The organism is Pseudomonadales bacterium (genome assembly GCA_024234615.1).
GTDB lineage: Bacteria > Pseudomonadota > Gammaproteobacteria > Pseudomonadales > IMCC2047 > JAJFKB01.
This window is the reverse complement of sequence record JACKNY010000002.1, coordinates 489360-503335: the sequence shown is the minus strand read 5'-3', so window position 1 is coordinate 503335 and position 13976 is coordinate 489360. Positions and strand designations below refer to the sequence as shown.

At 44.8% G+C, this 13976-nt stretch carries 14 protein-coding genes; 9 read left to right on the top strand and 5 right to left on the bottom strand.

The features are described 5' to 3' along the window. The first annotated feature begins 207 nt into the window (after window positions 1–207). The 5 genes from H6995_11520 to H6995_11500 all read left to right on the top strand — a co-directional run bounded on the left by H6995_11520 (window position 208) and on the right by H6995_11500 (window position 5359). Window positions 208–804, top strand: coding sequence for a LemA family protein (locus tag H6995_11520; protein MCP5215625.1), 597 nt, complete (start codon window positions 208–210; stop codon window positions 802–804). An 18-nt stretch (window positions 805–822) separates the two neighbouring features. Beyond that, window positions 823–2766 (top strand): M48 family metallopeptidase, encoded by a 1944-nt coding sequence (locus tag H6995_11515; GenBank protein ID MCP5215624.1) that lies wholly within the window; start codon window positions 823–825, stop codon window positions 2764–2766. Between the two features lie 103 nt (window positions 2767–2869). Next, the gene (locus H6995_11510) at window positions 2870–4117 is read left to right on the top strand and encodes a TonB family protein (GenBank protein ID MCP5215623.1); all 1248 of its coding nucleotides are present in this window, start codon (window positions 2870–2872) and stop codon (window positions 4115–4117) included. Window positions 4118–4307: 190 nt separating this feature from the next. Further along, on the top strand, window positions 4308–4697 hold the full coding sequence (locus tag H6995_11505; protein MCP5215622.1) for an energy transducer TonB: 390 nt from the start codon (window positions 4308–4310) through the stop codon (window positions 4695–4697). Between the two features lie 275 nt (window positions 4698–4972). Beyond that, entirely contained in the window at window positions 4973–5359 is a 387-nt protein-coding gene (locus H6995_11500) for an energy transducer TonB (GenBank protein MCP5215621.1), read from the top strand. Between the two features lie 95 nt (window positions 5360–5454). On the opposite strand, the gene yaaA is transcribed toward H6995_11500, so the two are convergent. Then, entirely contained in the window at window positions 5455–6228 is a 774-nt protein-coding gene (yaaA, locus tag H6995_11495) for a peroxide stress protein YaaA (GenBank protein ID MCP5215620.1), read from the bottom strand. Between the two features lie 118 nt (window positions 6229–6346). Between yaaA and H6995_11490 the strand changes: the two genes are divergently transcribed. Beyond that, entirely contained in the window at window positions 6347–8245 is a 1899-nt protein-coding gene (locus tag H6995_11490; protein MCP5215619.1) for an MFS transporter, read from the top strand. Further along, on the top strand, window positions 8245–8571 hold the full coding sequence (locus tag H6995_11485) for an NGG1p interacting factor NIF3 (GenBank protein ID MCP5215618.1): 327 nt from the start codon (window positions 8245–8247) through the stop codon (window positions 8569–8571). Before H6995_11490 ends, H6995_11485 begins: the two co-directional genes overlap by 1 nt. An 84-nt stretch (window positions 8572–8655) precedes the next feature. Here the strand turns inward: H6995_11485 and H6995_11480 are convergent, their stop codons facing one another. After that, a complete protein-coding gene (locus H6995_11480) occupies window positions 8656–9198 on the bottom strand; it encodes an NUDIX hydrolase (GenBank protein ID MCP5215617.1) in 543 nt (180 codons plus the stop codon). Window positions 9199–9294: 96 nt separating this feature from the next. Here H6995_11480 and H6995_11475 point away from each other — a divergent pair, with 96 nt between their 5' ends. After that, a complete protein-coding gene (locus H6995_11475) occupies window positions 9295–9501 on the top strand; it encodes a DUF1289 domain-containing protein (protein MCP5215616.1) in 207 nt (68 codons plus the stop codon). A gap of 88 nt (window positions 9502–9589) precedes the next feature. On the opposite strand, the gene H6995_11470 is transcribed toward H6995_11475, so the two are convergent. The 3 genes from H6995_11470 to ccsA form a co-directional block, all read right to left on the bottom strand. After that, the gene (locus H6995_11470; GenBank protein MCP5215615.1) at window positions 9590–10195 is read right to left on the bottom strand and encodes a DUF1282 family protein; all 606 of its coding nucleotides are present in this window, start codon (window positions 10193–10195) and stop codon (window positions 9590–9592) included. Between the two features lie 99 nt (window positions 10196–10294). Then, window positions 10295–11590, bottom strand: a complete 1296-nt coding sequence (locus H6995_11465) for an HlyC/CorC family transporter (GenBank protein MCP5215614.1) — start codon at window positions 11588–11590, stop codon at window positions 10295–10297. Between the two features lie 81 nt (window positions 11591–11671). Continuing rightward, window positions 11672–12472 carry a cytochrome c biogenesis protein CcsA gene (gene ccsA, locus H6995_11460; protein ID MCP5215613.1) on the bottom strand — a complete coding sequence of 267 codons (801 nt, stop codon included), beginning with the start codon at window positions 12470–12472 and terminating at the stop codon, window positions 11672–11674. 118 nt (window positions 12473–12590) lie between these two features. Between ccsA and ffh the strand changes: the two genes are divergently transcribed. Further along, window positions 12591–13958 (top strand): signal recognition particle protein, encoded by a 1368-nt coding sequence (gene ffh, locus H6995_11455; GenBank protein ID MCP5215612.1) that lies wholly within the window; start codon window positions 12591–12593, stop codon window positions 13956–13958. Window positions 13959–13976: the final 18 nt, after the last annotated feature.

Sequence of the window (13976 nt, the reverse complement as noted above, 5' to 3'; positions counted from 1 at the left end):
GTCTATGATTGGCAAAAAAAGATGATAGAAAGCGTTCGGGTGACTAAAATTCGTCTGGTGAAGCGCTAGCGCTCCAAGTACATAAATGACGGTTCTAATCATGTAAATCGGTAAGTTTAAGAGAATACATAAATCGAGATTATAGTGGTATCTGGCGAAATTGGCCTAATTTACTAAACTAATCTGTCACTATAGAAGGAAAATATCATGGCAATCAGTAATATTATTTTTTGGGTGGTTGTGGCGGTTTTGTTATTCTCGATCATCAGTATTTATAACAAGTTAGTCGCATTAAAAAATCGGTACCAAAATGCCTTTTCTCAAATTGAAGTACAGCTTAAACGACGCTACGACCTAATCCCTAACCTCGTCGAAACCGCTAAAGCCTATATCGCCCATGAACGGGAAACCTTAGAAGCGGTCATTGCTGCGCGTAATCAAGCAATGGCTGGGTTGAAAGCGGCAGCAGCGAATCCTTCCAGTGCGGCGGCGATAGGAGAGTTGAATGGGGCTGAGGGGATATTGTCAGGCGCTTTAGGGCGTTTGAATGTGGTGATGGAAGCCTACCCTGAGCTTAAAGCCAATGAAAATATGATGCAGCTTTCGGAAGAATTAACTAGCACGGAAAACCGTGTCGCATTTTCTCGTCAAGCCTTTAACGATGCCGTTACCAGCTACAATACCTATCGGCAAAGCTTCCCACCAGTCGTGCTGTCGCCAATCTTTGGTCATGGCCAGGATGCAACTCTGCTAGAATTTGAGGATCGTGAGGAAATACAAAAGGTACCGACAGTAAAATTCTAAGTAATACTCGCCAACTCAATGAATTTTTTTGAGCATCAAGACCAGGCGCGTAAACGCACTGGGTGGCTTGTATTCTTTTTTTTGCTTGCGGTAGTTTGCCTGATAGCACTAACTAATCTTCTGGTCGTTATCGCTATAGCTTTCCTCAAGGGCTTTGCTCTAAGTGGGGACAGTTCAGAAAGCTATTTGGTCATCTTTGATTATTTTAGCTGGAGTCTTCTGGCAACGATAAGCCTGACCATTCTCGGTATTGTGTCGCTTGCGAGCCTTTATAAAATGGCCCAATTGAGCAGCGGTGGGAGTGCAGTAGCCGAAGCGATGGGTGGTCAGCTCATTATTCCCAATACCGATAAGCCTAACGAGAGAAAAATTCTGAACGTGGTGGAAGAAATGGCGATTGCTTCCGGTACGCCGGTACCGCCAGTTTATTTGCTTGAAGAAACAAGCATCAATGCTTTTGCCGCTGGGAATTCAACTGCCGACGCGGTCATTGGTATTACCAGGGGGTGTATCGAGCTGCTGGACAGACATGAATTGCAAGGCGTGATTGCCCATGAGTTCAGTCATATCCTGAATGGGGATATGCGTCTTAATCTCCGGTTGATTGGGGTTTTGCACGGTATTTTGGTAATCGGCATTATCGGTTATTACCTCTTACGTAGCGTTTCTCGCACTGGTTATAGAGGGCGCTCAGGTAAGAATAATGGTGCGCTTCCCTTTCTAGCCTTGGGGGCGGGGCTGATGACGATCGGTTATACGGGTACTTTTTTTGGTAATCTCATCAAAGCGGCGGTGAGCCGGCAGCGAGAGTTTCTGGCGGATGCTTCGGCGGTACAGTTTACTCGCAACCCGGAAGGTATCAGTGGTGCGCTCAAAAAAATAGGGGCTGTTGTTCATGGTTCTCAAATAGAACACCCCAATGCAAGTGAGGTGAGCCACTTATTTTTTGGGCAGGCAGTAAAGCCCTTTTTAGGCTCTATATTGGCAACTCATCCGCCCTTATCTGAGCGTATTCGTAGAATTGAACCGCGCTGGGATGGGCAATTCCCGCGAGTGACGCCAGTAGTCCCTATGACTGGATCTGCACACATCGATAACAGACAAGAAAAGGTTATTGGTTTGTCCAATGCCGTCGATATGAAACAGGTAAACGCCAATTCTTTGGTTGATAGTATTGGTGAAATAGATTTAGCCCATTTGGCCTACGCTCAGGACTGGTTGCAGAACTTACCCGATGAGATAAAAAATGCCGCACGCGAGCCTTACGGAGCCCGGGCTCTGGTTTATTGCCTGCTTCTTGATAGCAGGCCGGACATAGAACAACAGCAATGGCGACAATTACAGCAGTCGGCAGATCCGTTGGTATATCAGTATGCAAAACAGATTAATTGTCTTGAGCTCAAACAATCGAACCTACGACTACCACTGCTGGATCTATGTTTGCCCACGTTAAAGCAACTCAGCAAAACACAGTATCAGGTGTTTAAATTGAACTTGGCTGCACTGATGAAGGCTGATAATCAGGTCGAGCTATTTGAGTGGGCCTTGTATCGAATTGTTCTGCACCACATGGAACCAAAATCAGATCAGTTGCTCGTTAACGGCAGTGTCAGGTCATTCAAGCCTGTTTCTAAAGCCACTGGGTTGGTGTTATCCGCATTAGCATCAGCTGGCGCTGAATCCGATGCCTTAGCGTTAGCAAGTTTTCACGCCGCTAAAGAAATGATCGGGTTAGCAAGGCTTCGATTTGTAAGCCCTGGTGACTATCAGTTACGAGATTTATCGCGTGCCATTAGCGCACTAAATCAGCTAAAACCCCTGCTTAAACCACGATTGCTTAAAGCCCTATGCCGATGTGTAACCCATGATACAGTTATTCAGCCCATCGAGGTGGAGCTTGTTCGTGCATTTGCTGATGCGATTAATTGCCCAATGCCACCTCTGATTCTCTCCTCCAAATAATCGGTTAAATATAGAATTTGACCAATTTGTAATCTTTACTAGTCTGTATGTTAGTGGTTTCACTGGAAACATTAGTCCATCAATGGAGTGGGTCGGGATTTTAATGAGCAGGATAAAGACAATACTGAGACAGCTTATAACAAGCGCTAGCCTAGTGTGTGCGCTATTGCTTCCTATTGAAACGCAGGGCGCCAACGCGAGAGCGTTGGATCTTATGCAGCAGGGTTACACCGAATGTAAAAACGCACATTTACTGCGACGCAAAGATCTGGAACAAGCAAAATCGGCCTATGCCGTTTATTTGGATTTAAAAGATCAAGCAGCTGTGTTGGATAAGAGAATTTTTGAAAAAAAAGATGAGGATGTTGACCGTATTGTCAGTTATTGCGATACGGTAGGTGCAGATATCTTGCGTACAGAGGCGTTACCGGTGTTTACATTGGGCGTGGCGGCCTGTGGTGAGGCAGCAGAGTATTTGCGCAACAGTGAATTAAGTCATGCTAAAAAATCCTATTCCCAGTATTTGAAATATAAGGAAGAAGCCGTTCAAATTACGGACGCGATACTTGAAGTATTTTCCGTAAGAACCGATATGCGCCGTTGTGACCGGGTTTCACAAGATATTGAAGTAGAGAGTTCACGACAAAATGAAATAGCTTCAGCTATACAAGAAAGCGTGGAGTACATACAGAAAACGTTGGATTCTTGCCAAGCCTTGTTAGGGCTGGAAAGTCAATTATCGAGTGCTGACGAAGTAGGGTTGGCTGAGACTAGAATAAAATGGCAGTCATTACAGAAAAGAATGACGCAAATACCGAATCAAGAATTATTCACGGTTGGCGAAATTACAAATGACAGCGAACAGTTCAATGAGATTGCCAAATTGCGTCAAGATACGGATGCTTGTCAAGTATCGTTACAAAAAGCAGTTGACGCTAGGGAGCAAGAGCTCATTGCACTTGCCGCGGAGGCACTAAAACAGCAGCAGGCGTTGGAGGCAGCACAGGAAGCAGAGCAGCGCGCAGTAGCAATACAAGAGGAAACTGAAGAGCAGCGCAATGCTCGGTTATCCAACAACTACGAATACTATACTTTGGTGAAGCGCGTAGCGCCGGAGTTTCCAAAAAGGGCGTTACGAGGTGGGTTTAAAGGTTATGTGGTAATTGAATACAGGATTAATCCCGAGGGTGTAGTAACCAACCCTGTAGTGATCGAGTCGCAACCAAATGATATTTTTGATAAGGCGGCGCTCACTGCGATCAAGCAGTGGCAATATGAGGCAAATTTTAAGGATATTGAACCAGCTGACGCATTAGCGCGCACTCGTATGCTTTTTTCCTATGCTGACTAGGGGTAATTAAGATTATGCCTTGGTGTTCTGACGCAAATAATATTGCATTCTTTTTCGGGATGTGGTTGATGAGTTGCAAATTTTTACTAAACTGAATTTATGAAGAAGGAATATCGCTTTATTTGTTTTGCAAAATGAAGAGGGATATTAAGAAAAATTCAGTCATACCGGTTTTTTAAAGAGGCGTAATATGAACAAAAGGCTTTCCTCGATATTATGCGCGGCCATTCTATCCTTCGGAGCCACATTTTATGGTGGCCTCTATGCTCAAGAAACTGATGATGAGCGCCTGACGCGGTTGTCCGACAACGCTGAATTCTATACGTTGGTGAAGCGTTCGGCACCGGAATATCCTCGTCGAGCCCAGCGCATCGGTAAGGAAGGTTATGTCGTAATTGAATACACGATTAATCCTGAGGGCCAGGTTGTTGATCCTAAGGTAATCGATGCGGACCCCGCTGAATATTTTGAAGAAGCGGCGCTCGCCGCGATTAAAAAGTGGAAGTATCGCGCTGAGTTCAATGGTGTCGAGCCCGATTTAGCGTTAGCACGTACGCGTATGCGATTTGCGCTACAGTAGTTTAGTCTGAATTATAAAGCGCTTCATTCTTAATCGAAGGGTGAAGCGCTTTTTTATGACCTGCAAGAAAATTGACTGCCATTGAGAATGGCCACCGTTCGATAGGGCTATTAAGTTATCGAATGTGGTGCATGATTTAATGATTTAAATCATTAGAATGGGAGTTCGTCTGGTGATTCTAAAAATGCTGACTAGTCTTAATTAAAGGGATATACGTGAGTTGATCCCAGCCAAGGCAAGTAATTTGTGGTAATCATTAGAGAGGTATGCCTCGTATGAAATTAAAGTCTTCAAGGCTGCTGAGTGGCGCCATATTGGTATTGAGTTCGGCGCTAATAAATCTATCGGTATTTGCGGAAACGGATGAGGAGCGTATTTCTCGTCTTTCTGATAATGCTGAGTTTTATAAGTTAGTTAAGCGAGTGATGCCGAGCTATCCTGAAAAGGCATTGCGTTATAGCCGAGTCGGTTATGTTGTTGTTGAGTATAATATTAATACTAATGGCGAAGTAGTTTCTCCTAAAGTCGTTGATGCAATGCCTGAGGGGATATTTAATGATGCAGCGGTTACTGCTGTTAAACAATGGAAATATGAGCCCAATTTCGGTAGTGTCGTGCCCGACATGGCTTTAGCACGTGCTCGTATCCGCTTCGCTCCCTAGATCTGATTATACTGACGAAACAAAAAGGGTGTTCAAATGTAATATACAGAACACTCTTCGATGAGTTCTCTGATATTATCTTTTCTAACTTCCAGCTATTGTTCTTCGCGGGTGAATACCCAATCTTTTTCGGATGAAAATTCTGGGTTAAAAGAATAGCCGCCAACATCAAACAGCTTAATACCCTCTGGCGTCTGAATTTTCTTTTTAATGATAAAGCGTGCCATCATGCCGCGCGCCTTTTTAGCAAAAAAACTAATGACTTTGTACTGACCATTTTTCTTGTCCTTAAAAATCGGAGTAACAATATCTGCATCCAGCTTTTTGGTCTGCAAAACTTTAAAGTACTCGTTGGAGGCTAGATTAATCAAAGTGCCATCTTGGTGGGTAGCAAGTTCAGCATTTAAATAATTGGTGATTTTATCGTCCCAGAACCGGTACAAATTATTACCGTGTCTGGTATTTAAAGAAGTTCCCATTTCAAGCCGATATGGTTGGATTAAGTCCAATGGCTTTAACACGCCATAAAGACCTGAGAGAATTCGTAAATGCAGTTGCGCAAACTCGTCATCTTTTTTAGTGAAACTATCAGCATCCAAGCCTAGGTAAACGTCTCCACGAAAAGCGAGCATGGCTTGTTTAGCATTTTTTGCGGTGAAAGGCAGTTTCCAGCTTTCGTAACGAGTGCTGTTAAGTACCGCTAATTTATCGCTTAGGTTCATTAACTCCGCAATTTCTGAGGGAGAAAATTTTCGCAATTGCCGAATCAGTTGTTCTGAATCCTTTAAGAACGTGGGCATAGAACTGGCAGTGGTTCGAGCGGGACTTTCAAAATTTAAAGTCTTGGCTGGCGAAATAACAACAAGCATGCGATCTCCAGGTGAAAATGATAAGAAGAAGCATTCTAATATGAAACAAAGTGTGAGATAACCCCAGCATTGGGCTAATTAGCTGGAAAGCATTAATTTTGCTAGGATTTAGCATATTATGACTGAGTATGACAATAAAAATCAGGGGCAGTTTGGCTTGCTTGGGCAAAGGCGTTTCGCGCCTTTTTTTTGTACCCAATTTTTAGGAGCCTTCAACGATAATGTGTTCAAAAATGCACTGTTACTCCTGATTGCCTACCAAGCAACTCGGTTTTCTAGCCTCGATACGGATTTATTAAACAACATCGCCGCCGGCCTGTTCATTCTTCCCTTTTTTATTTTCTCCGCACTGGCTGGGCAGTTGGCCGACAAATACGAAAAATCAGGATTGATACAACTCTTAAAAATAACGGAGTTGCTGGCAATGATGGGGGCAGCAGCAGCCTTTTATTTTCAGAGTTTATGGGGGTTGTTGCTCGTACTGTTTTTAATGGGCACCCAGTCAGCCTTTTTCGGGCCGGTAAAATACTCCATTATTCCCCAATATCTAAAGGAGGATGAACTGGTATCAGGCAATGCCTTTGTCGAAATGGGTACTTTTTTGGCGATACTCTTAGGTACGGCGAGCGCTGGTGTGCTAATGCAATCACAGCAAGAGACCGTCTGGATTTCGGTCTTGGTTTGTACATTAGCGCTGCTGGGCTGTTTCGCTAGCTTTTGGATTCCCCGCGTCAATGCGGTTGCCAGAGATATACGAATAAACCTGAACCCATTAACTGAAACTGGTGCTATTTTGCGCTATGCCTACAGCAACCGTACGGTGTTTTTGGCGATATTAGGAATCTCCTGGTTTTGGTTTCTTGGGGCCTCCTATTTAACTCAGCTGCCTAATTACAGTATCGAAGTATTGTCGGCGCAGGAAAGCGTGGTGACGCTGTTGCTTTGTATTTTTTCCGTGGGTATAGGAGTTGGTTCACTGTTATGCGATAAGCTCTCCGGACATAAAGTTGAAATCGGTATTGTGCCCTTAGGGTCGCTTGGATTGAGTTTGTTTGGCTTAGACTTGTATTTTGCCAGTGATTTTTCAGCGGTTGATTATCTGCGCAGTTTGCGTGAGTTTTTGGAAACGGACGGCTCGGTTCGAATATTGATTGATATGGGCATGATTGGAATTTTCGGTGGGTTTTTTATTGTACCTCTTTACGCAATGGTGCAACAACGCACCGCTGCTGAACATAGGGCACGGGTGATCGCGGCGAACAATGTGCTCAATGCATTACTTATGGTGTTGGCGGCTTTAGTTGCCATTTTGTTGCTGGGAGTGGCGGGTTTGTCGAAGGCGGAATATTTTGCCGTCCTCGCAGTGATGAACGTAGCAGTCGCTTGGTTTATTTATAATGAAGTACCCGAATTTGGTATGCGGTTTTTGGTATGGCTGTTGGGACACTCTCTCTATCGGGTAAAACATCAGGGGTTGGAGAATATTCCTGAGAAAGGCGCAGCGATACTGGTGTGTAATCATGTCAGCTACGTGGACGCATTATTGTTGGCAGGGGCCGTGCATCGGCCTATTCGTTTTGTGATGCATAAAAGTATTTTTGATATACCAGTGCTTAATTATATTTTTCGAGCTGGGCGGACGATTCCTATTTGTTCGAGAAAGGATAATCCAGAGGTATACGAACGTGCCTTTGAGTCGATAAAAAAGGGGTTGGATCGCGGCGAACTCTTTTGTATTTTTCCTGAGGGTAAGCTTACGCTGGATGGCAACATTAATGAGTTCAAACCAGGTATTGAAAAGATAGTAGAGACTAGTGCAGTACCCGTGGTGCCAATCGCCTTGCGTGGGCTTTGGGGAAGCTTTTTTAGCCACCAAGGTTTCGGTGCGTTTTTAACTTGGCCGAAAAAGCTTTGGGCAAAAATTGACGTGGTGGTCGGTGCAAGAGTAGAACCACAACAGGTGTCAGCTCAACTGCTGTATGAAAAGGTTTCTGCGTTGCGGGGAGATAAACGTTGATGTATCAAATTGTTGTGTATGTACCGGAATCACACCTGGAGGTTGTCAAACAGGCTTTATTTAAAGCAGGTGCGGGGCGCATTGGTGATTACGACAGCTGTGCTTGGCAGTCGAAAGGAGAAGGACAGTTCAGACCTTTGGTGGGGAGTAAGCCTTATTTGGGGCAACAGGACCAGCTTGAATCCGTGATCGAATATAAAGTAGAACTGGTTTGTCAGGATGAGCTGTTGCATAGGGCAATCGCAGCAATGTTGAAGGCTCATCCTTATGAAACACCGGCCTATTCGGTCTGGTCTTTGTGGAGCCCGCCAATATCCAAGAGCTAGCTTTAGCTGGTAGCAAGGTTCCATGCTGAATAGTTAAATTCCGACCCTTACCAATTTGGAATAACAGAGTCGCTTTAGGCAAAACTATTGTTTTAAAGGACGGACAATATCGTGCATGCGTACGTTAAAGCTGCCAGTGCGGCGGTCTGCAAAATAAAATTCCAATGTTTTACGCATAACCGGAAAGGCTAGCTCATTCCAGGGGATATCTTGCTCGGTAAATAAATCCACTTCGAGGCTTTCTTCGCCGGCACCAAAGTTTAACTCATCTAGCTCGGCGCGAAAAATCATATAGACCTGATTGATGTGCGGTAAATTAAATAGTGTGTAGATGCCGTGAATATGTACTCTAGCGAGCGCCTCTTCCCAGGTTTCTCTGAGGGCGGCTTCAATACTAGTTTCACCATTCTCCATAAATCCGGCAGGTAAAGTCCAAAGCCCATAACGTGGCTCGATAGCGCGTTTGCAGAGTAGCACTTTATCTTCGTAAATAGGTAAGCAGCCAGCGATAATACGAGGGTTTTGGTAGTGGATGGTTTCGCAATGATCGCAGACAAACCGAGGCCGGTTATCCCCCGCGGGGATTCTTTCGATAACCGATTTGCCGCAGCTACTACAATATTTCATAGTCTTGAGTCTAAACCAAATTCATAGCGATTATAAATCCAAATTTAGAACTTTGATCAAAAACTGTTAGACTTGCGCATCTTTTATGGAGTGGTTATGGCCCAAGAAACTAAAGTTCCTGTTGAATCCCCTTGTATGAGTGTCTGCGCTCTAGACGGCAATGATGTCTGCATCGGTTGTTTTCGTACGGCAGAAGAAATATCAAAATGGTCAGAGATGGGTGATGTTGAAAGACGTCAGGTGTTGAGAAATATTACTGAGCGTGGTGTGGCTAAGGGAGCTTATTTCGGTTCATTTCAGTAAATATGCTTGGTTGATAGTGAGGAGAGTCTTGATGCAACGACCAAAACTCTACCTGTAATTCGTTATAACCGGATTGGTCTTCACAACTTTAGTTCGTAAAAACTGGACTAAATCCAACTGCCCAAATAATAACTGTCGAGATGATTAATACAACCGCAATCACTAAGGCAAAAGTGAGGATTGCGCTGGCAAACATGACTCCCCGGTCTGGCGGAATTTGGAAGAGAATTGGCACCCCTTTGTAAAGTAAATAAGCCGAATAGCATGCGGCAACGACGAGAGTAATTAACCCCAGCCAGATTACCGGATAAACGCCGACTACGCTTAATACGAGCAAAGGTATGGAACTATAGATTGCCAGACCTAAGCCACTAAAATCCCCTTTGTCGAGGTCAGTGTAGGTCGCTCCCATCCAATTAATCGCAATCCCGGTGGCATAGATCCCGATGACAATGGCAAGATAGGCGGCAATGCAAAGGGGGATGGTGCTTTCAACGGTCAGTTTGGTGATGGCACCATCACCAATTTGCCAGCCGGTTTGAGTGGCACCAATGTAGCCGGCAAGGGGAGGTATGGCTGCCAGTAGTAGTAAATAGATAAGGTAAGGCCTGGAACGATTAGCTTGTTCCCGTTGGATAAGCTCCCACTCTTTGTTTGGATGGAGGAATAATCCCCAGATTCGACTAATTAACACTTCGCTATTCCTCATTTTTGGCGCTGGAAGGCGCTATTTCTTATCGTTGGGTCAATCAGAGTAAAGACTAGTAGGGGGTGGTGAAAACCAAGTGCTCAATTAAGTTTTATCTCGATGAATAATTTCACTCACTTGAGCTGTTTTAACGACATTACCCTTTGTCTTCAGGGTTTCAATATAATAGCCGCCAATCTTAAATGCAACATTTGCGTCAGGGATCCATTCCAGCGATTCAATGATTAATCCATTGAGGGTTTTAGGCCCAGCGGTGGGTAAATTCCAGCCCAGAGTTTTGTTGATATCCCGAATATTAGCACTACCGTCGATGATGAACGATCCGTCTTCCTGTGGGTGTATGTATTTGCTATTGGTTGCTGCATCCGTGGTAAATTCACCCACTATCTCTTCTAGAATATCCTCCAGAGTGGCAATACCCTGAATGTCCCCATACTCATCAACAACGAGGCCTATGCGACGTTTTTCGCGCTGAAAATTAAGGAGTTGGGTGTTAAGAGGGGTGCTTTCGGGGATGAAATATGGTTCTTGTGTGACTGCCAATATAGATGCTTTGGTAATTTTATTATCGGTCAAAAAGCGGATAGCATTACGCAGGTGTAAGAAACCGGAGATATGGCTAATGTCGCCTTCGTAGACTGGTAGCCAAGTATGTTGGCTGGCGCGTATTTGCTCAATAACACTGGCGATATCATCTTCCAGGTCGATACCGGCAATCTCATTGCGCGGCACCATAATATCCTCAACTGTGACCTTTTCCAGATCCAAAATGCCCAGCAACATATTTTGGTGAGGTTGTGGGATGAGAATGCTGGCCTCATTGACGACTGTGCGCAGTTCTTCCTGGGTAATTTGATCTTCAATGTGTTCATCAATTTTGATGCCGACAATTCGTAATAGCCGATGTGTGACTAGATTAATCAGCCAAACCAAAGGATACATAATAAAAAGTAGCGGACGTAATACGTAAGCAGCAGGAAAGGCAACCCGCTCAGGGTGCAGAGCGGCAATAGTTTTCGGGGTTATTTCAGAAAAAATCAAAATAATAAGTGTTAGTCCAACGGTGACTGACAGAGTAGTGATGCCGTCGAGCGTCCCGGTCACGGGGTCTCCCCAGAGGCGAATGGCAATTAACGTGGTAATGACTGGGGCGGCGATATTAACAAAATTATTGCCAATGAGAATGACGCTGATGAGCCGGTCTGGGCGCTTGAGTAACTTATTAGCTAAGCGGGCGCCGCGGTGTTTTTGCTTGACCAGATGACGCAAGCGATAGCGATTTAACGCCATCATGCCTGTTTCAGAACTAGAGAAAAAACCCGAAAGAATAATTAAGCAGACTAATGTTGAAATTAGCGCCGTTAAGGGTATGTCGTCCAAATAACCCGCGACCTTTATTATAAGTGGATGGTCTTTTTATTCCGTTAGCCAGTTAAAGTCAAGGCCTTCAATCAATAAGGTCTAAGGCTGCTTTAAAATTTCTATCACCAATTTGGTGCCGAAATAGGATAGCATTAGCAGTAGATATCCAAATATAGTCCAGCGAATAGCGATGCTGCCGCGCCAGCCTTTCCAATAGCGGCCGGTGAGAAGGAGCGAAAATATTGCCCAGGCGAAAATGGAAAGCAGCGTTTTATGGGCTAGGTGCTGAGCAAACATATCCTGAATAAAAAATACACCAGAGATAATTGCTGCTGTAAGCAGGATCACGCCAGCCCAGATCAGCTCAAACAGCAGCTGCTCCATTATCTGTAAGGGTGGCAGTTGCATGATAAAGCCATTGGCATGTTTGTTGCGAAGCTGTTGGTCCTGCCAGGCTAAGAGCACGGCCTGTATGGCAGCGATGGTAAGCACGCTATAGGAAAACAATGACAACAGTATGTGGCTAACACTATGCAGGCTGAAATGTATGGTTGGTTCGACCGTACCGTGCATTACAATGGCGGAGCCAAGCCCAAGTGCGGCAATCGGATAAACGCCTATCAGCAGGTTTTCCAAGGGTTTCCGTATGCTGCTGACGAGTACTAAGCCAGTAATTAGCCAGCCAATTAGTGAGGAAATTTTAAAAAACCCCAGGTGCAGGCCGGCTTCGGTGATAACTGTGCCATTAAAGCTGAGGGTGTGAAAGCAAAGTGCAACTGCCCCCAGAACTAATACCAGAGTACGACGAGAATTGTCGCGACGAACTAAATGATAATATTGTAAAATGGCGCCGCCTATATAACAGGCGATGGCAATGCTGCCCACAATGGTCGAAGTCATTTCGATAGAGTTTCGGCTTTGTTAGAGTTAATTCAGATTCCTCGGAGTGAGGAATGTATTGTATTTCCTGCTAAAATGCCACACTAAATATTGATCCCGAGAATGCGAGTAGATAGATATGTTTGATAGTTTGACCAATCGTTTGACCGATGCCCTAAAACAGGTCAGCGGGAAAGCAAAACTTAGCGAAGACAATATTAAAGATACGCTGCGTGAAGTGCGGATGGCGTTATTAGAAGCCGATGTAGCGTTGCCTGTGGTCAAAGTCTTTATAGAGAGTATTAAAGAACGGGCTATTGGTCAAGAAGTGGCGCAAAGCCTGACACCGGGACAAGCCTTTATCAAAATCGTGCAAAGCGAACTTGAAAGGGTGATGGGTGAATACTGTGAAGAATTAAACCTTGCCGCACAACCGCCGGCAGTTATTCTGGTAGCGGGGTTGCAAGGAGCGGGTAAAACCACCTCGATCGCAAAGCTCGCGCGCTGGCTAAAAGAACGCAAAAATAAAAAAGTAACGGTAGCCAGTGCTGACGTTTACCGCCCGGCGGCTATTAAACAGCTAGAAACGCTGGCTTCTGAAGTCGGTGTGGATTTCTTTCCTAGCCGCATTGAGCAAAACCCTATCGATATTGCACAAGATGCAATTACTCATGCCAAGCATCGGTTTTCCGATGTCGTCTTGATTGATACTGCCGGACGCTTGCATATCGATACGGATATGATGACGGAAATTAAAGCGCTGCATGCTGCGATCAACCCCATTGAAACACTCTTCGTAGTGGATGCGATGACTGGGCAAGATGCCGCTAATACCGCTAAAGCCTTTGGTGATGCGCTGCCGCTGACGGGTGTTATTTTGACCAAGGCCGATGGTGATTCCCGTGGTGGGGCGGCGTTATCAGTACGGCAAATCACCGGTAAACCCATCAAGTTTATTGGTGTCGGTGAAAAAACTGATGCCTTAGAGCCTTTTTATCCAGATCGTATGGCGTCGCGTATCTTGGATATGGGTGATGTGCTTAGCCTGATTGAAGAGGTTGAGCGCAAAATTGATCGCAAAAAAGCGGATAAGCTGGTTAAAAAGGTTTCCAAAGGTAAAAAGTTTGACCTTAATGACTTTCGCGATCAGCTGGAACAAATGCGCAATATGGGCGGCTTGTCTGGCTTAATGGACAAGTTGCCTGGTATGGGGCAGATGTCTGGTATGGTTGAAAAGCAAGTGAATGATAAATCCTTGGGGCAAATGGAGGCGCTAATCAATTCGATGACGCCCCATGAAAGGCGTTACCCCGATATCATTAATAACTCTCGCAAACGCCGTATTACACTGGGCTCTGGAACTCACATACAGGATTTAAATCGGTTGCTAAAACAGCACAAACAAATGCAGAAAATGATGAAAAAATTCTCTAAAAAGGGCGGCATGGCTAATATGATGCGCGGCCTGGGTGGAATGATGCCTCCTGGTGGAGGATTTCCACGCTAACAATGAGTGGAAATATTT